At 59.0% G+C, this 22,511-nt stretch carries 23 protein-coding genes; 14 read left to right on the top strand and 9 right to left on the bottom strand.

Features of this window, described 5'->3' with window-relative positions:
• Positions 1-80: 80 nt before the first annotated feature.
• On the bottom strand, positions 81-1,598 hold the full coding sequence (locus KI787_07170; protein MBV6629728.1) for a hypothetical protein: 1,518 nt from the start codon (positions 1,596-1,598) through the stop codon (positions 81-83).
• A 110-nt stretch (positions 1,599-1,708) separates the two neighbouring features.
• On the opposite strand from KI787_07170, the gene nudC reads away from it, so the two are divergent.
• The 4 genes from nudC (at position 1,709) to KI787_07150 (ending at position 4,735) form a co-directional block, all read left to right on the top strand.
• A complete protein-coding gene (nudC, locus tag KI787_07165; protein ID MBV6629727.1) occupies positions 1,709-2,638 on the top strand; it encodes an NAD(+) diphosphatase in 930 nt (309 codons plus the stop codon).
• A 2-nt stretch (positions 2,639-2,640) separates the two neighbouring features.
• Complete coding sequence (locus KI787_07160; protein ID MBV6629726.1) at positions 2,641-3,603, top strand: SDR family NAD(P)-dependent oxidoreductase; 963 nt, start codon at positions 2,641-2,643, stop codon at positions 3,601-3,603.
• 90 nt (positions 3,604-3,693) lie between these two features.
• Positions 3,694-4,080: an MAPEG family protein gene (locus KI787_07155; protein ID MBV6629725.1), complete on the top strand. Its 387-nt coding sequence runs from the start codon at positions 3,694-3,696 to the stop codon at positions 4,078-4,080.
• A gap of 391 nt (positions 4,081-4,471) precedes the next feature.
• Positions 4,472-4,735 (top strand): hypothetical protein, encoded by a 264-nt coding sequence (locus tag KI787_07150; GenBank protein ID MBV6629724.1) that lies wholly within the window; start codon positions 4,472-4,474, stop codon positions 4,733-4,735.
• A 134-nt stretch (positions 4,736-4,869) separates the two neighbouring features.
• Here KI787_07150 and KI787_07145 read toward each other — a convergent pair whose 3' ends face one another.
• Positions 4,870-7,041: a diguanylate cyclase gene (locus tag KI787_07145; GenBank protein MBV6629723.1), complete on the bottom strand. Its 2,172-nt coding sequence runs from the start codon at positions 7,039-7,041 to the stop codon at positions 4,870-4,872.
• 13 nt (positions 7,042-7,054) lie between these two features.
• A complete protein-coding gene (gene glpK / locus KI787_07140) occupies positions 7,055-8,542 on the bottom strand; it encodes a glycerol kinase GlpK (GenBank protein MBV6629722.1) in 1,488 nt (495 codons plus the stop codon).
• 136 nt (positions 8,543-8,678) lie between these two features.
• Here glpK and KI787_07135 point away from each other — a divergent pair, with 136 nt between their 5' ends.
• From KI787_07135 to KI787_07100, 8 genes are all read left to right on the top strand, one after another.
• Positions 8,679-9,491 carry a DUF547 domain-containing protein gene (locus tag KI787_07135; protein ID MBV6629721.1) on the top strand — a complete coding sequence of 271 codons (813 nt, stop codon included), beginning with the start codon at positions 8,679-8,681 and terminating at the stop codon, positions 9,489-9,491.
• A gap of 47 nt (positions 9,492-9,538) precedes the next feature.
• Positions 9,539-9,916, top strand: coding sequence for a hypothetical protein (locus KI787_07130; protein MBV6629720.1), 378 nt, complete (start codon positions 9,539-9,541; stop codon positions 9,914-9,916).
• A 110-nt stretch (positions 9,917-10,026) separates the two neighbouring features.
• Complete coding sequence (locus KI787_07125) at positions 10,027-10,929, top strand: hypothetical protein (GenBank protein ID MBV6629719.1); 903 nt, start codon at positions 10,027-10,029, stop codon at positions 10,927-10,929.
• Positions 10,930-10,942: 13 nt separating this feature from the next.
• Complete coding sequence (locus tag KI787_07120; protein ID MBV6629718.1) at positions 10,943-11,884, top strand: metallo-mystery pair system four-Cys motif protein; 942 nt, start codon at positions 10,943-10,945, stop codon at positions 11,882-11,884.
• Positions 11,881-13,077 carry a di-heme enzyme gene (locus tag KI787_07115; protein ID MBV6629717.1) on the top strand — a complete coding sequence of 399 codons (1,197 nt, stop codon included), beginning with the start codon at positions 11,881-11,883 and terminating at the stop codon, positions 13,075-13,077. The genes KI787_07120 and KI787_07115 overlap by 4 nt, the downstream gene beginning before the upstream one ends.
• A complete protein-coding gene (locus KI787_07110; protein MBV6629716.1) occupies positions 13,074-13,868 on the top strand; it encodes a hypothetical protein in 795 nt (264 codons plus the stop codon). Before KI787_07115 ends, KI787_07110 begins: the two co-directional genes overlap by 4 nt.
• 105 nt (positions 13,869-13,973) lie before the next feature.
• Positions 13,974-15,461 carry a DNA-3-methyladenine glycosylase 2 family protein gene (locus KI787_07105; protein ID MBV6629715.1) on the top strand — a complete coding sequence of 496 codons (1,488 nt, stop codon included), beginning with the start codon at positions 13,974-13,976 and terminating at the stop codon, positions 15,459-15,461.
• The gene (locus KI787_07100) at positions 15,462-15,947 is read left to right on the top strand and encodes a methylated-DNA--[protein]-cysteine S-methyltransferase (GenBank protein ID MBV6629714.1); all 486 of its coding nucleotides are present in this window, start codon (positions 15,462-15,464) and stop codon (positions 15,945-15,947) included.
• Between the two features lie 38 nt (positions 15,948-15,985).
• On the opposite strand, the gene KI787_07095 is transcribed toward KI787_07100, so the two are convergent.
• From KI787_07095 to KI787_07070, 6 genes are all read right to left on the bottom strand, one after another.
• The gene (locus tag KI787_07095; GenBank protein MBV6629713.1) at positions 15,986-16,384 is read right to left on the bottom strand and encodes an SEC-C domain-containing protein; all 399 of its coding nucleotides are present in this window, start codon (positions 16,382-16,384) and stop codon (positions 15,986-15,988) included.
• 21 nt (positions 16,385-16,405) lie between these two features.
• Positions 16,406-16,861, bottom strand: coding sequence for an LEA type 2 family protein (locus tag KI787_07090; protein MBV6629712.1), 456 nt, complete (start codon positions 16,859-16,861; stop codon positions 16,406-16,408).
• A 334-nt stretch (positions 16,862-17,195) separates the two neighbouring features.
• Positions 17,196-17,735, bottom strand: coding sequence for an HD domain-containing protein (locus KI787_07085; GenBank protein MBV6629711.1), 540 nt, complete (start codon positions 17,733-17,735; stop codon positions 17,196-17,198).
• A gap of 48 nt (positions 17,736-17,783) precedes the next feature.
• The gene (locus tag KI787_07080) at positions 17,784-18,323 is read right to left on the bottom strand and encodes a redoxin family protein (GenBank protein MBV6629710.1); all 540 of its coding nucleotides are present in this window, start codon (positions 18,321-18,323) and stop codon (positions 17,784-17,786) included.
• A 97-nt stretch (positions 18,324-18,420) separates the two neighbouring features.
• Positions 18,421-18,798 (bottom strand): hypothetical protein, encoded by a 378-nt coding sequence (locus KI787_07075; protein ID MBV6629709.1) that lies wholly within the window; start codon positions 18,796-18,798, stop codon positions 18,421-18,423.
• A gap of 40 nt (positions 18,799-18,838) precedes the next feature.
• On the bottom strand, positions 18,839-19,423 hold the full coding sequence (locus tag KI787_07070) for an NAD(P)H-dependent oxidoreductase (GenBank protein ID MBV6629708.1): 585 nt from the start codon (positions 19,421-19,423) through the stop codon (positions 18,839-18,841).
• Positions 19,424-19,582: 159 nt separating this feature from the next.
• Here KI787_07070 and KI787_07065 point away from each other — a divergent pair, with 159 nt between their 5' ends.
• Positions 19,583-19,963, top strand: coding sequence for a helix-turn-helix transcriptional regulator (locus KI787_07065; GenBank protein MBV6629707.1), 381 nt, complete (start codon positions 19,583-19,585; stop codon positions 19,961-19,963).
• Between the two features lie 1,159 nt (positions 19,964-21,122).
• Complete coding sequence (locus KI787_07060; protein ID MBV6629706.1) at positions 21,123-22,502, top strand: hypothetical protein; 1,380 nt, start codon at positions 21,123-21,125, stop codon at positions 22,500-22,502.
• The last annotated feature ends 9 nt before the right edge of the window (positions 22,503-22,511 follow it).

Below are 22,511 nucleotides of genomic sequence, written 5' to 3'. Positions count from 1 at the left end.
CATTGGCATGACGAAGGTCAAAGGCAGATCACTGAGGCAAAGCTACCTCCACCCCTCACCGAGCCACGCTTCAATTCCGCTCAGCCGCCGCGCCGCCGGCTATACGAACCCAGCAGTATCAACAGCAAAACGCTCAGCCATTGCAGCGACCCCGAACTTCCACCTCCAGAATCAGGGTCTGGAGTAGGCGTGGGCGCTGCAGTGGGAGATGGCGAAGGCGTTGGTGTGGCCGTTGGGGTTGGTGTGGCCGTTGGAGTCGGCGTGGGCTGCATACCGCTGCTGTCCAAACCTTGCAAGCTGGTCGGGTTGGAGCCGACGGGGTCGAGCCAGGGGCGTAATTGTTCGCTGGGACCGTTGCCCGTGTCCCAAGACACATCGAAACGCCCGTATACGTCTGGCGAATCCTGCGAGGAACACGAGGCGCCGCCTCCATATAAGGCGCCGCGCACCAAACCGTCATCACCAAAAATGGCTGAGCCCGACGATCCCTGCTCGGTGGTGCCATCCGACCACACCACCACCCACACTGAGACCCGCTCGTTATCGCTACAACTAGGCTGTCCAATAGGGCAAATTTCCGCGGCTTCTAAGGGGGTGGAAAACAGCGCGATCGATTTCTCCGTCCCACTGGGATGATGCACACCGGCGCCTGCCGTGGCGGGTGTGACCGACCGCGTCCAACCAATCCAATAAGGGTCGGTCTCTGCCGGAATGGCTGCCGGCGCATTGGCAGATCCCATTATGAGCAAGGTGAAATCGCTACGGGCACGATCCGCCAGCAACTGTGATCCGTTCACATGAGGCAAGGCCCCCAATGACACTTGCTCCCGCGAGTCATAGTCGCGGCCAGTCTCGCAAGATTGACGCTGATAATCAAAATAAAAGACCACCGACTCGTCATTTACACTGTCGATCTCACAATGATCCGCAGTGAGCACAAAAGGTGTTTGATCTTGAGCGGTATTGTTGATGAGGTTCCCGGTGCACAAACCAGAGCCATCAATTGACAACAAAACGGTGGAGCGCACCTGGTCGGAAAATGGATCCGCTTGGCTGCAAGCAACATCGATATTGCACGAGCCGGCATTCTTTGTATTCGCGTAGCCCATGAAGGCATCCACTCCGCGAAAACCGTAGAAAGCACGGCCGACTACGAGATCAAGCTCATTAAGCTCAGTTCCCGCTGGCACGATCAACTCCAGCCGCAGCCGATCACCCCGCCCTTGTGAGGACCAGACTTGCTGACGGGCATTGATTGCGGAGTCAAAACGATCAATCACCGCGCCATCCATATCGAAGACGCTGAGGGTTGCGCCCTCGGGCAGGCGCATGCGACTGAAGTGCAAGGAGAGCGAGCTGGCCTGGTCGGCAAAAAGCTCAGCTGACCAGGTGCGCTGTGTGCTGCGCTCGGACCAACTGCCAAAGGCAGCGATATCCCATCCCAGTTCAATCGGCACGGCAAAAATGAACGGCCGAAGGCGCTCACGAGCCGCGTCAATGGCGGCCGTGTCGGGTGCCGGCAGACTCACCAGAGGAGCCTGCGCGGACACGGTCAGGCTGGTCAGGATCAAGCTCAAGGCCAAGATGATTGAGGGCATGGGGGCTACCAAGCGGCGAGGAACACGAGTGCAAACAGATTACCTGCATTGCGCGGGCCATGACGCATCTGCGATGCTGCCAGCCCTGGAATTCGGACGTTCAACTACGGATGCAGCCTTACCCCCCACAAAGTGCGCCTGGTTTGCGTGGCGCCCCCCTCGACCGTGCCAGCGAAAAGCGCAAGGATGCCAACTGGATTCAGAGCCTTTACGCGCAAGCCGACTGGTTGCCGGTTTGGCGCTATCGCAGCGCCATTAGCGACGGAAGACCACAGTTCCTGCGGTTCGAAGACCTGGAGGAAGAGCCCCTTCAACCGATTTTTCTCGGCCTGCGTCTTGACAATAATCGCGCCGTCTTCTGCTTTGATGCCAGTGCCGACGATAACTTGGCGCAACGGCTACAGTTCGCCGACCTGCGCGGCTCTGTGCCAATTCTGAGTGGTGATGACGCCGCACTACTTGGTTATGCCCGCGCCATGATTTATTGGCAGCGGCAGCATCGGCACTGTGGGCGCTGCGGAGCCCGCACCGAAGCCCAATCGGCTGGCCACGTGCTTTACTGCAACGACTGCAAGGTCGAACATTACCCACGCAGCGACCCCTCCATGCTCTGCTTGGTCACTGACCCTCAGGATCGCGCCTTGCTAGGCCGTCAACCGCAGTGGCCCACCAGCCTGTACTCGGTACTCGCTGGTTTTTCCGAACCCGGGGAAACCATCGAAGATTGTGTCGCCCGGGAGATCTGGGAGGAGGCACGGGTCAAAGTCACGGGCACGCGCTACATTGCCTCCCAACCCTGGCCCTTCCCTGCCTCCGTGTTGCTTGGCTTTATCGCCAGCTCTGAGGGCGAAGCACCGCAAACCAGCCAAGACGAACTCGATGCCGCGGACTGGTTCAGCCGCGCCGATATTGCCGAGGGCATTCGCAGCGGTGAGTTACATATCCCGCCGCCATTCACGCTCTCGCATCATTTGATTCGCACGTGGTTTGATGCCGGTAGCGACATGCCCTTATCCGGCTATTTCAACCCTAAAGGCTAAGCATGCAACCATCGCTTTGGGATCGCTGGCTCGATGCCAGCCTGCTCGGCGGCTACACCAGCCTGGGCTACCGCTTACGCAAGAAGCACTTTCAGCCATTACCATGCGACTTACACGGCCGGCATATTGCTATTACCGGGGCCAATTCCGGCTTGGGCAAAGCCGCCACAGCCATGCTCGCCGAGCGTGGCGCGACGGTTTCCATGCTTTGCCGAAACCTTGATGCGGCCACAAACGTCAAATTGGAGCTTGGCGAGCAGTATCCCGGTGCCCGCCTGCAGGTCATTCACTGCGATCTGGCCGAGCCGGACAGTGTTGACGATGCCCTGGCTCAACTCGCGCAGAGCGCTCCCTTGGATGCCCTTATCAACAACGCTGGGGTGCTCAATCGCAAGCGCATTGATACAGCTGCGGGCCTGGAGCAAAGCTTCGCCATCAACGTCTTAGGCACCTTCAGGCTCACTCTGGGCATAGCCCCGCTCCTGCGTGAGAAGGGACGCATTGTTACCGTATCTTCCGGGGGCATGTATGGTGCGGCCATTCACCTGGCCGACCCTCAATATCGCAGCCGCGCCTACAAGGGCGTCCAGGCTTATGCCGAGCACAAGCGCATGCAGGTCATGCTGACCCAAATTTGGGCGCGCTTATGGCCGCAGCGCCAGGTGAACGCCATGCACCCTGGCTGGGCAGCCACACCCGGCGTGGCCAAGTCCTTACCCGGCTTCAATACGCTGATGTCACCGCTACTGCGTAGCCCAGAGCAAGGCGTAGAAACAGCGGTATGGCTGGCCGTAGCCGGCGACGTAGATGCCAGTGGAGCCTTCTGGTGTGATCGACGCGAGCGGCCCATCGTACGTTTGGCACGTACTCGCCCAGACCCGGGCGAGGCCGAGCAACTCTGGAATATGTGCCTCGCAGAAAATAGCTTGCAGGGCCCCCCGTTTCCGGCGACGGCACCTGCTTAAGGGCAACCAGTACCCCTGCCGCATCTAGTCGATTGGTAGAGCAGCAGCTTTGACATTGGCAAACAACCAACTTCACAAGGAACAATCGTAATGAGCATCGCTTATTGGTGTGTATTGGCAGGCGGCCTGATGCCCTTGATCTGGACAGGGCTGGCGAAATTTACCGGTAGCCATAAGTTGGGGCCGGCCGAAAATAAAAACCCGAGAGAGTTTCTTGAAACTCTTGAAGGCCGCCGAAAACGTGCCCATTGGGCCCAGCAAAATGCCTTTGAAGCCTTTCCAATATTCGCCGCAGGAGTCATTGTTGCTCAGCTCAGCGGCGGTGAGCAGACCACGATCAATGCCCTGGCCCTTAGCTGGGTGGTACTGCGTCTGATTTATGGGGTGCTGTATTGCCTGGATTGGGGCTTGGCGCGGACCATTGTGTGGACTGGCGCTTTGGCTTGCGCCGTCGCACTGTTTTTCACCGGCAGTTGACCAACAGCCACTGACGGCCGTTGACACACCCGCCTGCGCCGCGGGAGTGCGTCCAAAGCTCAGTCCAGGGACTGGGCTTGGAATGGGCTTGGAATAGGCTTGGACTGGACTGGACTTGGACTGGGCGTGGGTTGGACCTGCACTGGACCGCGGCTGCAAAAATACGCGCTGGGGATAGACCTAGCAAACCAGCTGCTGTATCTGGCTGAGGCTCGCGGATGTCTTCAGCGCTTCCCTAACACGCTGATTAATAGAAGGAAAATACACTTCAGAAATTCTTAAGAATTTCTTCAGGGCCTTTTCAAGCTTGAGGCCCGCCGCTACGGCAATCTGGCCACAAGTCGCCGGGACACAAGTCCTACGACACCCTCAGAAACTGCCGGAGCCAACCATGTACGCATCCATTAAGAACGTCCTGATCGCCGCTACTCTCTTCACGACCAGCGGCATCGCGGCCGCAGAGTCAGATCTTGATCACCGCCAACAGATTGAACTGGGGGAATCCATTGCGCAGCAGGGCAATCATGCCTTGGCTCATATTCAAAGCCAGCTGGTGGATAGCCTCAGCGCCTCTGTGAATAAGCAGATGGAGGCGACTTTGTCATCGATGACCGTGGCTCAGACCGTAACAGCGACTCTGGTGGCTGCGAAGTAGTCGCCGCGACTCGGGCGGGTCACAGCCCTTGCGGCCCAAAGGCAGCAGAGGCCTCGGCATCTCACATTCAAAGTCTCAAAGTCATTCGCTTGCAGGGGCTATCTTGTCCGACGACAACAGAGCCCTCTGGGAAATCAGGCGCGCGGCGGGGAATAGGCCATGGCCGCTCGCATACTCATTTCCACACCAATAGCCGGTCCACTAGCGTAATCCACACCCAATTCGCGAAGCACACGCAAATCTGCGCGTGAGCTAATTCCAGCGGCGTATAACCTTTGGTTGCGGACTTTGGCCGCCGCCCGGCAGCCCCGCACTAAAGCCTGACGTCCCAAATCGTCACACAGCCCCGGCAAACAGAGCTCTTCATCCAAACGTAAAACGCGAGGCTCCAAGCCAAAACCAAAGCCACGCCCTGCCTGCGCTGGAGCTAGGTATTGCCAGTCACTGGAGCTAGCTCGCAGGCCTTGCCGGCGTAGCGTCTCGTTATCGAGACGATCTAACTCTAGAAGCAGCCCGGACGGGGCTTCGCGCAAACCTTTGTGGGCAGCCGCCAAATGTTCCAGAGGCAGTGGTAACCAAATCATCTCCGACCATTGCTGTAGCTGCGCTGGGACCAGCTGATACAGGGCGCGCTCCATGTGCAAAGCCTCAACAGCTTGGCGCAAGCGCTGTGGCCCCCAATGCACATCGGGCTCGGGCGTCCAATGGGGCTGCAAGCGCCATGCGGCCACCTCACGAGTGGTCACATTCAGCACCGGCTCTGCGCGCCAATCCAAACCATCGTTGAGTAAAGATTTTTCCAAGGCCAAGGTCAGTGACGCTCGCCGCTCAGCGCGCGGTGCAGCGCTCACACATTGGCCACGGGATTCTTGCAGCGCGAGCTTGGCATCGCCCAACCAGTCATTAACATGCCGGTATAGGCGCAAATCCGGTACGCAGGCGAGTTGTAATTGTAGAGGCCACTTTTTGCGCGCCAGCACGAAGGGCTCGCGCAGCAAATTTTGCGCACGGGCAATAATCGCCTCCACCTCTTCAACACCAGTGAGGTCGGTGACCAGTAGCAGGAACTGCCCATCGTGCAGCCGCAAACAATCGACCTGCCAATCGCACACTTCCCTCAAACGCTGGCCCAAGCGCTCCAGAAGCCCTTGCAGCACAGCCTCGCCATGCTCTTGCTGCATTCGCGACCAGTCGTAATCCACATGCAAGCTGGCCGCCAGGCTCTGGCGTCCCATGCCGTATCGCTGGAGCGCCGACTCCAACAAGCGCCCCACATGCGCCCCTTCAACCCAGGGCAGTTTTCTCGCCGCGCTGCGCTGCGTTGCAATGGCGCCGCCTGGCCACTCCAAGCCACTGCGCAGGTGCAATACCCGCGCAATGGCTTGGCGATTCTCGGCATGCATATCGGCCGCATGCACCCACAACCCACCGTCGGGCCGGGAATGGTCGGGCAACCACACAGGGCCTTCCCAAATCGCGCCATCCTCCGGACTGCCAGGGAGCACCGCGGCCAAACGTTGGCCAATCACAGCTCCGTAGCGTCTTCCTAGCAAGTCCAAGGCAGCGGGCGTGACAGCTTGTACGCGTTGCGCTCCGTCCACCAGCAGCACGGGGTCACGCATTTGAGAAAAGGCGTTCCGCGGGATTTCCCCCAGCAGAGGAAAGGGGCCCGCGCGCTGCGCGATCAGCCACCAACCGAGGATGGCTCCGCCCAGCAGGGGCAAGCTGCCCAAGGGGGGGACGGGAGTATTGTGGACCTCGGCCCCAGCAATGAGGTCCATGCCCAGGCCCCAAACCAACAGCAGCAAGATCAGCCCCCAGGGCAACAGACGAGCACGCTCCCGAGGCCACCATAAGCCCCACACCCACTCAGCCAAAGCCCAACTCATGACGGTCAGGCACCAACCCATCGCGAGATACACCGCGTACACCGGACGCCAGCGGATCGACTCGTGCTCGAGCACAGCCAAAGGCTCTGGCCATAGCAACAATGTGGCCAGGACTACGCCGAGGATGACGCGCCCTACCAACAGTGCCCAACGGCGGCGAGGCTCCAACTGCAGTATGGCAATCATCAGCCGCCAAAACTGCCACGCCAACACCGCGCTCAGACCCAAATAAAGCGGACCCAGCAGCGGCACCTGTTGCCATAACAACGCCGTCGTTGCCGCCCACGCCGCCGCGGCTACAGCCAGTCTCAGCCAGGCTGCACGCGCTCTGGAGTCTGGCAATAACCAGGGTGTTGCCAATGCCAGTACAGCAAGTACCACGACAACGGCCACCGGCAAGCCGGGGATGGCATTCATGAAATGGCGGACCTTATTCGGCTTGGGTTAGTACACGCTGTACCGCGGCTTGCCAGCCGGCATAGCGCTTTTCCATTTTGCTGACTTCACGGGAGGGCTGGAACTCTGACTGGGCCTGCCAGCGCGAGGCAATATCAGTCAATGAGTCATAAACACCAGCGCTTAAGCCCGCAAAATAAGCCGCACCCAGTGCCGTGGTTTCCAGCACTTGAGGCCGCTCGATGGGTAAGCGCACGGTGTCGGCAAGATACTGCACCAGCCAGTCGTTGGCCACCATTCCACCATCCACACGCAGACTGCGTGCAGGCCTCGCATCCGCAGCCATGGCGTCCATAAGGTCGCGGGTTTGGTAGCAGACCGACTCCAAGGCAGCGCGGGCAATTTCGGCAAAGCCGCTAGCGCGGGTCAGGCCAATCAGCGCGCCACGCGCATCCGGGTCCCAATAAGGCGCCCCCAGTCCCGTGAAGGCAGGCACCAAATACACACCCCCGGTGGATTCCACACTGGATGCCAGCTTTTCGGTATCGGCGGCATGCCCGATGAGCCGCAAGCTGTCACGTAACCATTGCACTGCGGCGCCGGCAATGAAAATGCTGCCCTCTAGGGCGTAGGTCACCTCTCCATTCAGGCGATAGGCTACGGTCGTGAGCAACTTGTTCTGTGAACGAACAAATTCGGCTCCGAGGTTGAGAACGGCAAAGCAACCGGTTCCGTAGGTGCTCTTCACCATGCCCGGCTCAAAACAGGCCTGCCCCACCGTCGCCGCTTGCTGGTCTCCTAGTACGGCGCCGATGGGCACCTCGGCCCCTAACAAGCCGGCCTCAATCGCACCAAAATCTCCGGCAGAATCACGCACCTCGGGCAGCAATGCCTCCGGCACCGAAAACAGGTCGAGTAGCAGCGGGTCCCAACGTTGCTCGCGAATGTTGAACAGCATTGTGCGCGAGGCATTGGTAGCGTCCGTGGCGTGCACCGCACCATCCGTGAGTTTGTAAATTAGCCAGGAGTCGATGGTGCCAAAGGCCAGCTCTCCTGCTTCGGCGCGCTGCCGAGCACCAGGCACTTGATCCAATAGCCAGCGGATTTTGGTCGCTGAGAAATAAGGGTCCAAGAGCAAGCCGGTACGCTCGGCAAGCTCATCTTCGGTGATTTTCTGGCGCAGTTCCTGACACATCGATGCCGTGCGGCGATCCTGCCAAACGATGGCATTGGCAATAGGCTCACCCGTACTCCGATCCCAGATCACCACCGTTTCGCGCTGATTGGTAATTCCGCAGCTGATGATGTCTTTGGCTGTGAGGCCTGCGTCCTGCAGCGCCCCTCTACACACTTCCAGCGTGTCCTCCCAAATAACGCTGGCATCGTGCTCAACCCAGCCCGATTGGGGATAGATTTGAGCGAACTCCTTTTGCGCCGAACCCAGCCGGTGGCCATCCAGATCGAAAACAATAGCCCGCGAACTGGTGGTCCCTTGGTCGATTGCCAACAAGGCTGATCCCATGGTTGAACCCCTTCCCACAAAAGTGGTTTTTTTATCGAATGCGTGCATGATGCCAAAACCACCGGGGAACGAGCGCTCCTATGCCTTGTCTGAGCCTACGCCCCCCAAGCCCTCCGCCACGAAAAAGGCGCCTGTGATGCTGCAATCCCTTGTCACCGCTCTACTGATATTTGTCGCCCAACATGCGGCCGCCGGCCCCAAGGCAGAACTATGGGAGACATGGGCTGCGCACGACCCACAATCCACTGCGCAGATTGATCACAGCTCCTGGCAACAGTTTTTAAATCGCTATTTGGTGGGCGATGCGGAGCCCCGTCTCCTGCGTTACGCAGCCGTTACCGAGGCTGACAAAAACGCTCTCGATGCTTACTTGTTGGCCCTGCAACAAACGCCTATTGCCGAGTACAGCCGCAAAGTCCAAAAGGCCTATTGGATCAACTTCTACAACGCCGCCACCGTCCAACTGATACTGGACAACTGGCCAGTGACATCCATTACCAAGATCAAACCGCACCTCTTTGCTTTTGGCCCCTGGGACATGAAGCAATGGTCTGTGATGGGCGAAGAGTTGAGCTTGAACGACATCGAACACCGCATCTTGCGCCCGATTTGGCAAGACCCCCGCATTCATTACGCGGTGAACTGCGCCTCCCTGGGCTGCCCCAGCCTGGCGACCCAGGCCTACACCGCCGATGAACTGGACGCGATGCTTGATGCCAGCGCCAAACGCTTCGTCAATGCCCCACGCGGAGTTCGCTTCGAGGATGGAGAACTCTTCGTATCGACCATCTACAAGTGGTTCCGCGACGACTTTGGTGGCAGCGAAGCCCAGGTCATTGAGCACCTACGGCAGTATGCCGAGCCGCCATTGGAGCAGAGCTTAAGCAAAGTGGAAGACATCGACGGCTACGGCTACGACTGGAGCATCAACGCCGCCACTTCCCCCTGAAACACCTCAGGCAGTCAGCCGCATAAGGGCTGAGGCATAATGTAAACATGCGTACTCACTCCACGGCCTTGGTTTGGTTACTAGCGCTCTCCATCGCGCTACGCAGCCTTGTGCCTTGGGTTCACGCGCAACCACAAGCCGCAGATCATCCGCTGCTCGCAGCATTCTGCGGCAGCAATGCTGCGCTACTCCAACAACAGGCGCTGGCCTTGGCCGGAGAGTTGCTGGAGGAGCCCGACAACCGGGCCAACAGCCCGTGTTTGGGCTGTGTACAAGCCCAAGCCGCCGCCTTACCAACCATGCCCGGCCCACGCATTCGCGTGGCGGAACCCGAGCACTACGCAGCGCCGTCACGCACCCGTCTGGTGGTGCAGGCGCATCCGCGCCACTATGCCATCCGCGCACCGCCCTTTGTCCTGAGCTGATTCTCTCGACGATCTTCTCAACCGCTGCGATGGCGCACCGCCTTCTGGCGGCGGAAGACTAGGCTGACCTGCACGGGGTTTGCGCTCCGTGCAGCTTGCGGATTGCACCTATGCATCAATTGACCACCGTCAGGCTGCTGGCGGTTTTAGCCCTCTCCCTGCTCTGGGCCCCGGCGGCTTGGAGCTGCTCCACCTGCAAGGCTGGTGATCCCACCATCACCCTGCTGGGGACCGAAAAAGCCTTCTCAAACCGGCTACGGTTAGGCTTGGACTGGCAGTGGCGGGAGGAATCTCAGGGAGCCAGAGGCAGCGCCAGACGACTAGATGTACGCGAGCAACGGCGTAGCGTGGGTGTGAGCTATAGCCCATCACCACGCTGGACCGTGGCGCTACAACTGCCGTATGTGAGCAAAACCCTGAAACTGCCCTCGCTGGAGCAGCAGGAAGCCACAGGGCTCGGTGACGCTGATCTGAGCCTGCGCTACGTCGCGTTTCGCTCCGGCCCACTGAGTGGTCGTCATCTGGCCGGTCTGCATGCAGGGCTGCGCTTGCCCACAGCCGAACGCATCCGCGACCGTCGCGGCCAACTGCTCGACATTGATGTGCAGCCCGATGCCCGGGCCCTCGCTCCCAAGCTGGGTGGCTGGTACGCCTATCACCGCTATCCCTGGTTCTTGAGTACCAGCCTAATTGGCTTTGCTTTTGGCGACGGTGATCAAGGCTTCAGCCCTGGCAATGCCGTCGTGAGCAGCATTCTTGGCCAATATGCCCTGGCGCCACGCTGGGCGGTGCAGCTGGGCCTGGATAGCCGTTATGCCCAGCGCAATGCCTTCGATGGAATCACCGACCCCGACTCCGGCGGCCTGCTCGTCATGGCCCGCAGCGCTGTGGCCTGGCGCATCGGCCAAGAACTGGTGCTCAACGCCGGACTACAAACCCCGCTTTTTGACAACTTCAATGGCCAGCAAAGTGAAGACACCGCAGTGCTCTTTGCGCTGGCCTATGACATCTAACTTTGGACAGACAATGATGACCACTCCATTTTTCCCGCGCAGTGCCGTCGCCATTCTTGGCCTGACTCTGCTTGCAGCCTGTAGTGAAAGCGACGACCTCAGCACGGCAGTCGCTATGAAGTTCTCCCCCCAGATCGCCGGCGAAGACTTTCGCTGCCAAGGCGAATACACCGGCATGGGCACCGGACCGACACAGAGCTATCGCGCCACCGATTTTCGTTGGTACCTAAGCCAGTTTGCGCTGGTTGACGACGCCGGCAATCGAACACCTTTGGATTTGATGCCCGACGACCGAGGTTTGGTCTACCAAGATGCCGATCACTCGGTGGCATTGCTCGGTGAAGTCGCCGGATGTGACGTACCGCAAAGCAGCCGCCAACAAAACTTAGAACTGGAAGGCAGCGCCCCAGCGGGCGACTATGCCCAACTCTGTTTCACCCTGGGTGTGCCCTTTGCTCTGAATCATAGTGACGTGACCGCCGATACCACGCCCAGCCCCCTCAACCTACCGGCCATGAACTGGTTTTGGCGGGGCGGACGCAAGTTTCTCAAAATCGATGGCATTGCTGAATTACAGGCGGACGGCAGTGGTACCGCGTATAACTTCCACCTAGGCAGTACGGGCTGCAGTAATGCCGGCGGAACCGATGGCGCTCAAGGCGAAGGCCGCGCAGCACCACCCGATCAAGCCTGTAGCCAACCGAATACGCCGGAATACTGCCTGGACTTCGCCGCCATTCAGGCCGGCCGTGCGATTACAGTGGACCCCGCCCGGCTGGTTGTGGAGACCGACCTCAGCACCAACACCCAGGGCACACCGCCCGGCTGCATGGGCTTCATTAACGACCCCGAGTGCAGCAAGATCATGCCGCGCCACGGCTTGGACTACCCTCTCAACGGCAACATCATCCCGCGCATGCAGCCGGTGCTGTTTGCCTTGGAGCCCGCACAATGAAAACACCGCTGCTCGCGGTCATGGTCTCGCTTGCCCTGTTGGGCTGCGGGGGTGGGGGCGGCTCAGCCGCCCCCAACAATACGGCCACGACCCCTCTGACACTCAAGTTGCCCACGGGATTTCCGCAGCCGCGAACGGCAGACAACCCCCTCACCGTAGAGAAGGTGGCCCTGGGCAGGCACCTCTTCTATGACCGCCGCATGTCCATCAATGAGGCCGGCTCCTGCGCCAGTTGTCACGAACAGCGCAAGGCCTTTAGCGATGGGCGTCAAACCTCAACGGGCCCCACCGGCGGGGTGCATCCGCGCAATGCCATGAGCCTGACCAATGTGGTGTACAACGCCCGCCAAAACTGGGCGAACCCCACATTGAGCACGCTACGTGAGCAAGCATTGGCGGTGATGTTTGCCGATGATCCGGTGGAACTAGGCTGGGCGGACAATGAAGCCCAAATACTGGCGCGCTTCGCGCGCGACCCCCTGTATCAAGAGCTCTTTGCCAAAGCCTATCCAGATCAAGAAGACCCCTACACGGTCAATAACGTAGCCAGTGCCACGGCCGCTTTCGTCGCCACACTCATTTCCGGCGCATCGGCATTAGATCAGGCCAACAATGGGAGCGGAAGCGTGTCGGAATCGGTGCGGCGGGGCGAGGCTTTGTTTTTCTCCGAGCGCTTGGAGTGCTTTCACTGCCATGGAGCCTTCAACTTTGCGCAAAGCGTGCAGCATGACGGCACCATCCTTGAAACCATCGAGTTTAAAAACAATGGTCTCTACAACATCGCCGGTCCTGGACCGGGGCTCCCCCTGAGCAACGGCAATTATCCGGCCGGTAATCAAGGCCTGTACGAGTTCACTCAAGATGCCAGCGACATGGGCCGCTTCCGCGCCCCCACCTTGCGCAATATTGAGCTCACCGGGCCGTACATGCATGACGGGTCCATCGCCACTTTGGAAGATGTGATCACCGAACACTACGCGCGCGCTGGGCGGCGCATCGAGACCGGCCCAGAGCAGGGTGACGGCGCTCAGAGCCCCTGGAAAGATCCCTTGCTCCAAGGCTTCGTGCTGAGCGAACAAGAGCTGGATGACCTGCTGAATTTCTTCAGCGCGCTGACCGACTGGGATTTTGTCTGCAACCCGGAATTTGCCGACCCCTTCGGCAACATTCCCATGCATGACCAATGTCCATGAGCCGGTTTTGCAACACACTCGCCTATGGCCTGGGCATCGCGGCGATCAGCATTGGTCTGGTCGCGTGTAGCGATGGAGAATTGCGCAGCGGATTGCAAGCAGATTGGTTCATCCAAACGCAGCCCATCAATCACGATCCTCAACCCGCTGGCCCTAAGCAATGGACAACCACGGAAGGCGTAGAAATACGGCTGACCGCCGGCTGGTTAGTACCCTCGCGGGCGGACCTGAGCCTGGATTGTGACCAGCCTGGCTTTGTGCGCTGGGACTGGCCAAGCTGGATGGGTTTAGGCCGAGCGCATGCGCACATCCCTGCCAGCCCCACACGGTTGGGCACGCCGACGGTCGTGGACCTACTCCGCGCCGATGATGTCCCCCTCGCTTTGGGTCTGATCAGTCCCTTGCCGCAGACTTATTGCGGCAGCGACTGGGGCATCTTCGCGGCCGACGAGGATGCTGTGGGGCTGCAGGACGCCCCACAATTGCTCGGCCTCAGTGTGCTGTTACAAGGGCATTACGGCCCAGAGCAAACACCGTTTGAGCTACGTACCAGTCGTAGTCTAAGCCCGGTACAGCGCCGGTTTCCTGCACTGCAAAGTCTGTCCGTACCGGGCCAGCAGCTGCAACTCACACTCAACCTAGCCTATGACACTTGGTTTGACGGCGTGGACATGGATGCCCTGGCGCGCGGGGAAGACAGTGCGGTGGTGCAGGTGCTGCAGGCAATCACCCGCACCGCCCAGGTGGGGGTCTTGCCGAGGGAAGCGCAGGAGTCTGCGGGCCGATCCTAAGCATCCGCCTTACAGGGTGGATGCTCTTGCTAGCTGTAAGACCTGGCGATAAGCCTGCCCCCGCCGGCATGGGCTTGGCAGCCGGCCCGAAACGGCTTGGATTTCATGTCCGACTTCGTCCGCTTGGAATGCCAACAACCGGCTAGAGTGTTGGCCATGACGCTCGATCCGACTACCTGCATTCGTGCCTACCAAACCCGCGACACCCGTTTTGACGGACGCTTCGTCACAGCGGTGCGGACCACGAGAATTTTCTGCCGTCCGGTATGCCGGGTGCGTCCTCCACACCCGAAGAATGTGCAGTTTTACGCCACGGCTGCGCAGGCTCTGGATGCTGGCTTTCGACCCTGCTTACGCTGCCGTCCAGAATGGGCGCCCGGTCACCCGCACTGGCCCTGGCAGCCGCCACTGGTCCAAGCCGCTTTGGAAGCCCTGCATGAGCAGCCTGATCTGCAGGCCAGGGAGCTAGCGTCCAGACTTGGTCTGAGCGGTCGTCATCTTCAGCGACTGTTCCAGGCGCATTTGGGAGCATCCCCCTCCGCTGTGATTCACAGCCATCGCCTGCTCTTGGCGCGCAGGCTGCTCATGAGCAGCTCAGACCCCATGGAAGGGATTGCGCGTGCCAGCGGTTATGGCAGCGCGCGCCGGCTACGTCATGCCATGGTGCAGCGCTACGGCCATCCACCTTCGGCCCTGCGGACGAACATGCGCCCGTCGCAAGGCTTGCAACTGCGTTTGGACTACCGCCCCCCGCTGCCCTGGGAAAAGCTGCTGGAGTTTTGGCAGCAACGGGCTATTCCGGGGGTCGAAGAGGTTGCCGACCATTGCTACAAACGCAGCTTTCTATTTGCCGGCAAGGCGGGCTGGCTGGAAGTCCATGGCCCCTCAGACGGCGAATCTCCCTTGCAAGCGCGCGTTCATCATCCGGACAGCCGATGCCTTGCGCAGGTGCACCGGCGCTTGCGCCGGATGTTCGATTTAGACGCCATGCCTACGGAAATCAGCGCGATCTTGGGAGGCGACTCCCGACTGGCCAAAACCCTAGAGGCCACTCCGGGCTTAAGAGTCCCCGGTGGCTGGAGCCTTTTTGAGATTTGTGTGCGCGCTGTTCTAGGCCAGCGCATCAGCGTAGCGGCAGCCCGCACTTTATGCGGCCGTTTGGTGGCACGCCTGGGACAGGCCAAGGACGAGCTTCCTCCACCGCTGAATACCGTGTTTCCAGAGCCTGCTCAGTTACGCGATGCTGAGCTGTCCGAGCTGGGAATTCCCCAGGCAAGGCAACACACGCTACACGCACTCGGAGAGCTTTTTGCCAACCCGCCGCATGCCCAATGGATTCATGACCCCGAGGCGATCTTGACCAGTTTGGCCGCCATTCATGGCATTGGACCCTGGACACTGGCCTACATTCGAATGCGTGGACTGCGCGACCCCGACGCCTGGCCCGCTGGCGACCTCATTTTGCGGCAACGGCTGGGCCAGCCCGGCAAAGCCCTGAGCGAACGCGCCTGCGAGCAACGCTCACTGGCCTGGCGGCCATGGCGAGCCTATGCCGTGCTGGCTTTGTGGCAAGCCCCTACTGGAGACCATTAAATGCACTACCGTCATCTGGACACACCCATTGGCCAGCTCACACTCATCGGACCAGAACCGGCGCTGAGCCAAATTTTATTCGCTCAGCAAAGCGCCATCTGGCAGCCTACCGCGGATATGCGCCTCGTGCCCCAGGGCTTTGCGCAAGCAGCCGCCCAAATTCAAGCTTACTTCGACGGTGCCGAAGACCACTGGGACTGCCCTTTGGCGCCGAAGGTGAGCCCTTTTCAATGGCGAGTGATGCAAGCGCTGCAGACTATTCCTGCCGGCCACACCTGTAGCTATGCCGAACTCGCAGCGGCCTTGCGCCCACCCAGCGCTGCCCGCGCTGTGGGTGGGGCCTGCGCCCGCAACCCACTTCCCCTGATCATGCCCTGCCACCGCGTGGTGGGCAGCCAAGGACAGCTCACAGGGTTTGCCGGTGGCACCCAGGTTAAAGCCTGGTTACTGGAGTTTGAGCAAAGCCGTTCGGCCTCAGGCTCCTGACATTCCAGGGGTTCAGCCCGGACTGCCCTCCAGGGACACTAGCTGTGGATGTCACCATCGAGGTAATACCAATGCTCGCCCTCACAAACAAAGCGACTGGTTTCGCGCATACGCACGGCGGGGCGCCCTCCGACCCGGTATCGCGCTTCAAAACGAACGGTTGCCTGATCCGCAGCAGACTGCTGCGCCGATTTCACCCGCAACCCGAGCCAGCGGGTACCGGGCTCATGCTCGATGCTGGCGGGCCGTGTGCGTGGATGCCAAGAACGCAGCACATAGTCATCCAATGCCAAGGCATAGGCGGTGTAGCGCGAGCGCATCAAGGCTTCCGCACTAGGCGCTGGTTCGCCCCGGTGCAGTGGCTGACAACAGCGGGCATAGGTCCTGCCGCTTCCGCAGAGGCAAGCCTGATCAGACCGAGCAACCGAGGTATTCATGCGGTCTGAGCCCAAACAGGACTAGGAGCCGATCTGGCCGCTTTGCTCAAAAGGAATAGCCGGCAAACGCGACGACTCGCTAAGGCGAAAACTGCCAAAAATGCGATAGTCCCGCCCCTGAAAGGCTCCTTCACTCAGCACACCCTGCAGTAGCTTCAGACTGTTGACCTTGAAATTCACTGGCCACGTGGCTTGGCCATAAGCTGGCAGGCTCAATGCTTTGGTTTGCGCTCCCCGGCCAATTTCCACACCCGACACCACCAAGGTGTACTCCATGGCCGCTAAGGGCAACGCAAACCCGTTGGGGTTGTCCAGCTCCAAATCAAACTCTAAAACCTGCTCGAATAGCCCGGCCTTAGCCAGCCGCATATCTGTGACCGACACATCGGGTGCCTGCACAACCTGCTGCAGCAGTGCACAAGAGGACAACGACCACAACAAGGCAATAACGACAACGCGATGAAGTACAGGCGACATAGAGATTCTTGCAACAAGTGAATGCGCCCATCCTAGGTCAAGTTCCTCCCTCGTAGCAGCGAGCGAGGCGAGCCCGCCCCCGCAGCGACTGCCATCAACGCCTAGAGGGCTGTGATGAAGCCGCTGGTTGCTGAGGACATTGTTTGCTGGCAACAGCGTTGAAGTTGGAGATGACGCCGCCACAACTCGCCGGTTATGCCAACGGAAAGAGAAAGTTCCTGGCCTAAGACTGGTCAGTGCCTAAAACGGAACTGACAGGTGGTTGCCACAAACAACCGCGAGCAGGCATATGTCGGTCATTGTGATCTTTTGGGTGCGCAATGGCATTTCGCGACTACCGCTTAAACATGGGCGCCGGATTCAATGGGTGGCGGATAAACCACCGCAGAGCCTTGCGCACCAGGCCTTGGTGAAAGCCTGCATTGGGAAGTGCCGCCTGTACGGCTTTGATCTGGCTTGCTGACAAGCCGCACTTGCACAGCCCCAAAGAGAAATCGACCAGATCGGCCCGGCGAAACACATCCACCAGGGGATAACGTACATCCTCGGCCGAACTCAACTTATGGTGTTCGGTGATCATCAGGCAGATTTCTTCCTGCCATTGCTCCAGACCGCTATCGACCAGATACCGAGAAGCTTCTGCTGCAGATGGATCAATGTAGTCAATCGTGCTTGCTGTCCAGATGCCGATGTCATGAAACACGCCTGCGATGGCCAGCTTTTGTCGGTCCTCATCATTGCAATCATGAAGAAGCAGGCAGTAGTTGAGCATGCGGTAAACATGATTGCGGTACCCGGCGAAGTCCGGACCGATCACCTTTTCCCAGTCAGCAAATAGCGCCTCAAGTTCTGGCGTTTCGGTTACAACGTTCATTAGGTTTGGATTACTAGGATTTGGCGGCAAACAGGGAACGTACAACGTTCAGTCGCCATAACTACGCATGCCTCGAATTGGATAGCTGTTCTTGGGATCGCGAATCCACTTTAGGCCAGACGCCAGCGTTTTGATATCCGGCCGCACGAATGGATTATTCGAGATGTCGACCACCTGAAGATGACCGTCTTCATTCACGATGAAGAGGCCCGGCTCGGCGAACGGATGATCGGTTTCCTGCGGAGACCGTGGATCTGAAATGTACAAACCCAGCTGCTGCATCTGTCCGACGCGCAGACCGTAGAGCAACGGGAAATTCACATTCAGCTCCTCCAAATGGGAACGCAGCTGTGCTTCGCTGTCTGCAGAAACCGCAACGAGGTCGATACCGGTTTCCCGCAGCTTTTCCCTATGCTCCTCCAGCTTGTTGAGGTACTTGGTGCACATTGGGCAGTGCCTTCCCCGATAGATCACCACCATTCGCCAGTCGGCCCCGTTGGTGGGTGTGCCGATTTCGATCCTCTGGCCCTCAAGATTGAGCGCCGTAATGTTCGGGAACTTGGAGCCGGCTTCAATTTTTGTGTTCATCATTCCTCTCCTCACGTCAGGTGTGTGATTTGCCGCGCTGATCCAGCAGAGCTCTGGACTCTTGCGGTGCCGTTTCGGCGGTGCGATAGCTAAACATCTATTTCTCCTCCACAATGATCGCCACAACGTCGGTGCTTCCCGCATTCGTCACCTGATGTGACCATGCGCGGTGCCACATCACATGGCCGTCGGGCACAGTGGCTTCAATAAGCTCGCCATTCGCCTCTTGAATTCGGAGTTTCCCGCCGCGCGCGAAGTACACCGATTCGTCCCGGTGGCTGTGCATAAGATCCGATTCGCCTGGCTTGAGGGTCATTTTCAGAACCAGCACCTGTTCATTCTCCAGCAGCAGCTGGTACTGCTCCGGCGAGGACATGTGCGCAGCCGGATAATCGGCCGCTTGCACGAGATTCGCGGCCAGCGCGATCACTGAGAATGCGCAGAGAGGGATGCCATGGATAAGGGGTGATTTCATTGTGATCTCCTGGATGTTGTTGAATCTTCCTGATCCCGGCTCAGAAGTGTTCGGCGAGGTGCGCCGAGAACCGCCCAAATTCCTTTTCGGGCTCCGCGTTTTTCATGACGTCGTAAGCAGCGAATGTAGGCAGCGGCTCCATCGCAAAAAATCGAAAGTTCATGTGCATCGGGAAAAACAGGTCATCCACGCCCTTGCCCTGGAATAGATACTCGCTGGGGTCATTGAACGACTCTTCCGGCGCATTGAAGGTGAGCGAGAGCATGTACTTCTTGCCGTTCAGCGTGCCGCCTGCGCCATAGTTCTGTTTCGGTGCATCTTCGTGACGACCATCACCATTAGTGAGCTGGCCTCCCATGCCGGCCGTGTAGACCTCGTCCATGTACTTCTTGAAGGTCCACGGCACGCCCATCCAGTTGACCGGCGTTTGCAGCAAAACGACGTCCGCCCACTGGTGATTCTCCAGTTCCTGTTCGACGTCGTATCCATCGTCTACCTTCACCACGCGGGTTTCATGACCTTTCGAGGTCAGGATTTCGTCCGCCATCTGCACCAGGCTGCCATTCAGGCGTCCTTCGGCAAACGGATAGGCGTGGTGTGCATTGATGATCAGAATCTTGCTCATGATGGTGGTCCTCGTATCGGGGGGCTGGAAAAGTGGCAGGCCAAGTTATTTGACGGCCTGCTGACGGGTGGCGACAATACGGACTTAAGTTACTAATAACAACCAGTATATTTTTAGTAACCTATAGGTTATGAGGTTGCACAAGATTCGAGATCCCCGATGAAAGCAAGTGTTGAAACGGACAATCAGGGCAGACGCCATGCGCTGCAGGCCTGTATGGAACCCTGTGCTATTGAGCGTGGTATGCGCGTGCTCGGCGGCAAATGGACGGGGTCCATCATTTATCACCTCAAGGATGGCCCAGTGCGCTTCAATGACCTGTCGCGCATGATTGGCGGCGCAAGCAAGAAAATGATTACCGAGCGGCTGCGGCAGTTGGAGGCCCAGGGCCTGGTCAGCAGGAGGGTGGTGGATACCTCACCGGTATCTGTCCACTATGAAATCACCGATTTTGGCCGTACTGCCCTTGGGGTACTCGATCAACTCAAGGAATGGACTGAGGGCCTACCCAAGGACTTTCCGAACGCGGATGCTGCCTAGCGTCCCGCTGTCGCCCTGAACGTCACGTTTTGGGCAGGGACCGAACCAAGATGATCGAGCGGGTAAATGACGGCAATGCGCCCGCAGTCGACGTTGCCGGGCTACTCACATTTAGGCTTGTGTTGATCAACGTTGCAGGGCTGGCTTCTCAGTTCCAATGTCGTCGTCATGTTTGCCACAGAAGAGCCCGGGTGAACGCAGATTAAGCAGGCGGCGAACTTCCGGCACAGGCATGAGCTACGCGTTCTGGGGCAACACCATTTTCGCCCTCAGCTATGGGGAGAACTCCCACACAAACTAGCTCCAGACTGGAATGGAACCGCCAAGGGCAAGCCCCGCTTTCACCCCACCATCCACCCATCTGTGCCCATCGGTGGCCATCTGTGGAAATACAATCTGCGTAAATCTGCGCCAATCTGCGGCTCACTTGCCAGTGATTGAGATTGCTTTTTTTGCCACAGATTTACGCAGATGAACGCAGATTAATGTGGCCATGATCCTCCGGCACAGGCATGAGCTGCGCGTTCTGGGGCAACACCATTTTCGCCCTGAGCTATGGGGAGAACTCTCACACGAACTAGCTCCAGGCTGGAACGGCACTGCCAAGGACAGCCCTGCTGTCACCCCACCATCCACCATCTGTGCCAATCGGTGACCATATGTGGAAAAACAATCTGCAGCTATGTCGACGTCATCGTCGTTGAGCTGTCACATGAACGAGGCATACTGAAAGCAGTTGTGGAGAACCCCATGCGCGTCATTTTATTCGGCTGTGCCTTGTTGCTCGCCAGTTGTACAGACAATACTGATGAAGCCCCATCCTTTTCGCAGGATCAGGCGACGCCAGTGCCGACAGTGCTGCCCTCGGTACTGCCATCGGCGCCGCCCTCGACAACACCTCAACCAAGCCCTACGAGTGCAGCAACTCCAGCGCCGATACCAAGCGTATCTCCTTCGCCTATGCCGAGCATCGCACCCACAACCTTGCCTTCGTTGACCCCAACCCCGGCCGCAAGTCCAAGCCCTTCACCGGTGGACAGCAAGAACGCCCGCAGCCTGTACGAGCACTTCAATCGTTATGCGAATTAGTCATGTATCGCCAATTATCCTTGGCCTAGTTTGCTTACTCGGCAGCCTCACTAGCGCCTGGGCCGCAGGCATGAGCTCGCACGCAATGATGGGCGACTTCGCTCGCTTTCATCTGCCCCCTGAGCACCCTCTGGCTGACTTACTCGAAGCGCATAGGCCTGCACTGATTGCCGGCGCCATGTTCCCAGATGGGGGCTACTTTACTGGGCTAGCCATCGCAGAACACCGTGACCTGGCTGAAACAGCGCACTGGGATACCTATGTGAATCATCTCACTGCCATTGCTCATGAACGCGGCTGCGCCCAGCTCGGGGACGACCCCTGGGACAGCCTGCCTGTACTTGGTGGCACGGTGGACTGGCTGATGAATGAGCTAGGGCGCGAATTAGTCCCCCTACCGTCACTGCGCGCCTACGATATCGACCCACCAGCGCTGCAGATCAGTGACAGTTGTGGTTATTTGGTGGCTTTCACCATGGGCGTAGCCGCACACGGCATGGGGGATGAAGTCTGGGATGCGCTCTTCGAGCCAACGGTCTACCAACGCGGCGAAATGGAGGGCACCGGCCCCCACACCATCCTCGACACCATCCCACCAGGTGCCGACCCTAGCGTGGGGGAGATGCTCCGCAGCGTGCTAGGAGACACCGCCTTTGATGCTTTGGAATCCGGCTTTTCCGCCATTAATGGCGTGGAGTACGCCATGGATGTGATTGCGATTCGGGACCAGTGGATCTGGGAGGAGATCCCTCTGTTAGTTTTTCCACCCACCCAGACCTTGCTCGAGGCCTACCGGCGAAGTGGCCGGGAGTTCAGTCAGTTTGATGTAGAAATGGCGGCAGCAGGAACCCGCTTGCTGGTCACCGCCGAACGCCTGGCCTCTGCTGCCGATTACACCCGCGTCCGCCAGCAGATGCCCTACGCGGTGAGCAATTACCTCACCGGCTCTGGCGGAATCCATGACGCGGCCAAATATATTGCTGGCTACTATGAGCACCTCTGGAGCCGTATTCAAGATGGGCCGAATGAGGCTATGCCGCCCTTTGTGACGGCGGTTCATCCCCGTCCAGGTGAGCGAAATGTGCCCTGGAAGGTTTGCGATACAGGCGATAACCCCTTCGCTGTCTGCCAAGATGCCGCCGCTCCCGAGGCCGACCGCTACATCTATGTGGGCTTGTCAGCCAGTATGGGCAGCCGCTTTGAAGAATTAGACACGCCCTTCGCCGTTTTCGATGAATCGGGCCAAGAGCTAGAGGTGGAATATCAACAGCTTCCCCCATGGGCGAGTCCGCTGTCCGCCCACGGTTTTCGGATCAAGCTCAAAAACCAAGAACTCAAACCAAAGCATCGCTACACCGTCGTCGTCACCACTCAACTCTACGACCGCCGCGGGCCCGAAACCGGCCGTATGGAGCAGCCCATGATTTGGCATTTCACCACCGCTGACTGATAAAGCGCT

Source organism: Oceanococcus sp. HetDA_MAG_MS8 (genome assembly GCA_019192445.1).
In the GTDB taxonomy this organism is placed as follows: domain Bacteria; phylum Pseudomonadota; class Gammaproteobacteria; order Nevskiales; family Oceanococcaceae; genus MS8.
Note: the sequence above shows the minus strand (reverse complement) of the source record. Positions and strands in the feature narration are given on the sequence as shown.

Excerpts from the sequence above, each read along its gene's own strand:
- KI787_07170 (MBV6629728.1), bottom strand. The coding sequence starts at position 1,598 with ATGCCCTCAATCATCTTGGCCTTGAGCTTGATCCTGACCAGCCTGACC.
- nudC (MBV6629727.1), top strand. The coding sequence starts at position 1,709 with ATGCAGCCTTACCCCCCACAAAGTGCGCCTGGTTTGCGTGGCGCCCCC.
- KI787_07160 (MBV6629726.1), top strand. The coding sequence starts at position 2,641 with ATGCAACCATCGCTTTGGGATCGCTGGCTCGATGCCAGCCTGCTCGGC.
- KI787_07155 (MBV6629725.1), top strand. The coding sequence starts at position 3,694 with ATGAGCATCGCTTATTGGTGTGTATTGGCAGGCGGCCTGATGCCCTTG.
- KI787_07150 (MBV6629724.1), top strand. The coding sequence starts at position 4,472 with ATGTACGCATCCATTAAGAACGTCCTGATCGCCGCTACTCTCTTCACG.
- KI787_07145 (MBV6629723.1), bottom strand. The coding sequence starts at position 7,041 with ATGAATGCCATCCCCGGCTTGCCGGTGGCCGTTGTCGTGGTACTTGCT.
- glpK (MBV6629722.1), bottom strand. The coding sequence starts at position 8,542 with ATGGGATCAGCCTTGTTGGCAATCGACCAAGGGACCACCAGTTCGCGG.
- KI787_07135 (MBV6629721.1), top strand. The coding sequence starts at position 8,679 with ATGCTGCAATCCCTTGTCACCGCTCTACTGATATTTGTCGCCCAACAT.
- KI787_07130 (MBV6629720.1), top strand. The coding sequence starts at position 9,539 with ATGCGTACTCACTCCACGGCCTTGGTTTGGTTACTAGCGCTCTCCATC.
- KI787_07125 (MBV6629719.1), top strand. The coding sequence starts at position 10,027 with ATGCATCAATTGACCACCGTCAGGCTGCTGGCGGTTTTAGCCCTCTCC.
- KI787_07120 (MBV6629718.1), top strand. The coding sequence starts at position 10,943 with ATGATGACCACTCCATTTTTCCCGCGCAGTGCCGTCGCCATTCTTGGC.
- KI787_07115 (MBV6629717.1), top strand. The coding sequence starts at position 11,881 with ATGAAAACACCGCTGCTCGCGGTCATGGTCTCGCTTGCCCTGTTGGGC.
- KI787_07110 (MBV6629716.1), top strand. The coding sequence starts at position 13,074 with ATGAGCCGGTTTTGCAACACACTCGCCTATGGCCTGGGCATCGCGGCG.
- KI787_07105 (MBV6629715.1), top strand. The coding sequence starts at position 13,974 with ATGTCCGACTTCGTCCGCTTGGAATGCCAACAACCGGCTAGAGTGTTG.
- KI787_07100 (MBV6629714.1), top strand. The coding sequence starts at position 15,462 with ATGCACTACCGTCATCTGGACACACCCATTGGCCAGCTCACACTCATC.
- KI787_07095 (MBV6629713.1), bottom strand. The coding sequence starts at position 16,384 with ATGAATACCTCGGTTGCTCGGTCTGATCAGGCTTGCCTCTGCGGAAGC.
- KI787_07090 (MBV6629712.1), bottom strand. The coding sequence starts at position 16,861 with ATGTCGCCTGTACTTCATCGCGTTGTCGTTATTGCCTTGTTGTGGTCG.
- KI787_07085 (MBV6629711.1), bottom strand. The coding sequence starts at position 17,735 with ATGAACGTTGTAACCGAAACGCCAGAACTTGAGGCGCTATTTGCTGAC.
- KI787_07080 (MBV6629710.1), bottom strand. The coding sequence starts at position 18,323 with ATGAACACAAAAATTGAAGCCGGCTCCAAGTTCCCGAACATTACGGCG.
- KI787_07075 (MBV6629709.1), bottom strand. The coding sequence starts at position 18,798 with ATGAAATCACCCCTTATCCATGGCATCCCTCTCTGCGCATTCTCAGTG.
- KI787_07070 (MBV6629708.1), bottom strand. The coding sequence starts at position 19,423 with ATGAGCAAGATTCTGATCATCAATGCACACCACGCCTATCCGTTTGCC.
- KI787_07065 (MBV6629707.1), top strand. The coding sequence starts at position 19,583 with ATGAAAGCAAGTGTTGAAACGGACAATCAGGGCAGACGCCATGCGCTG.
- KI787_07060 (MBV6629706.1), top strand. The coding sequence starts at position 21,123 with ATGAGCTCGCACGCAATGATGGGCGACTTCGCTCGCTTTCATCTGCCC.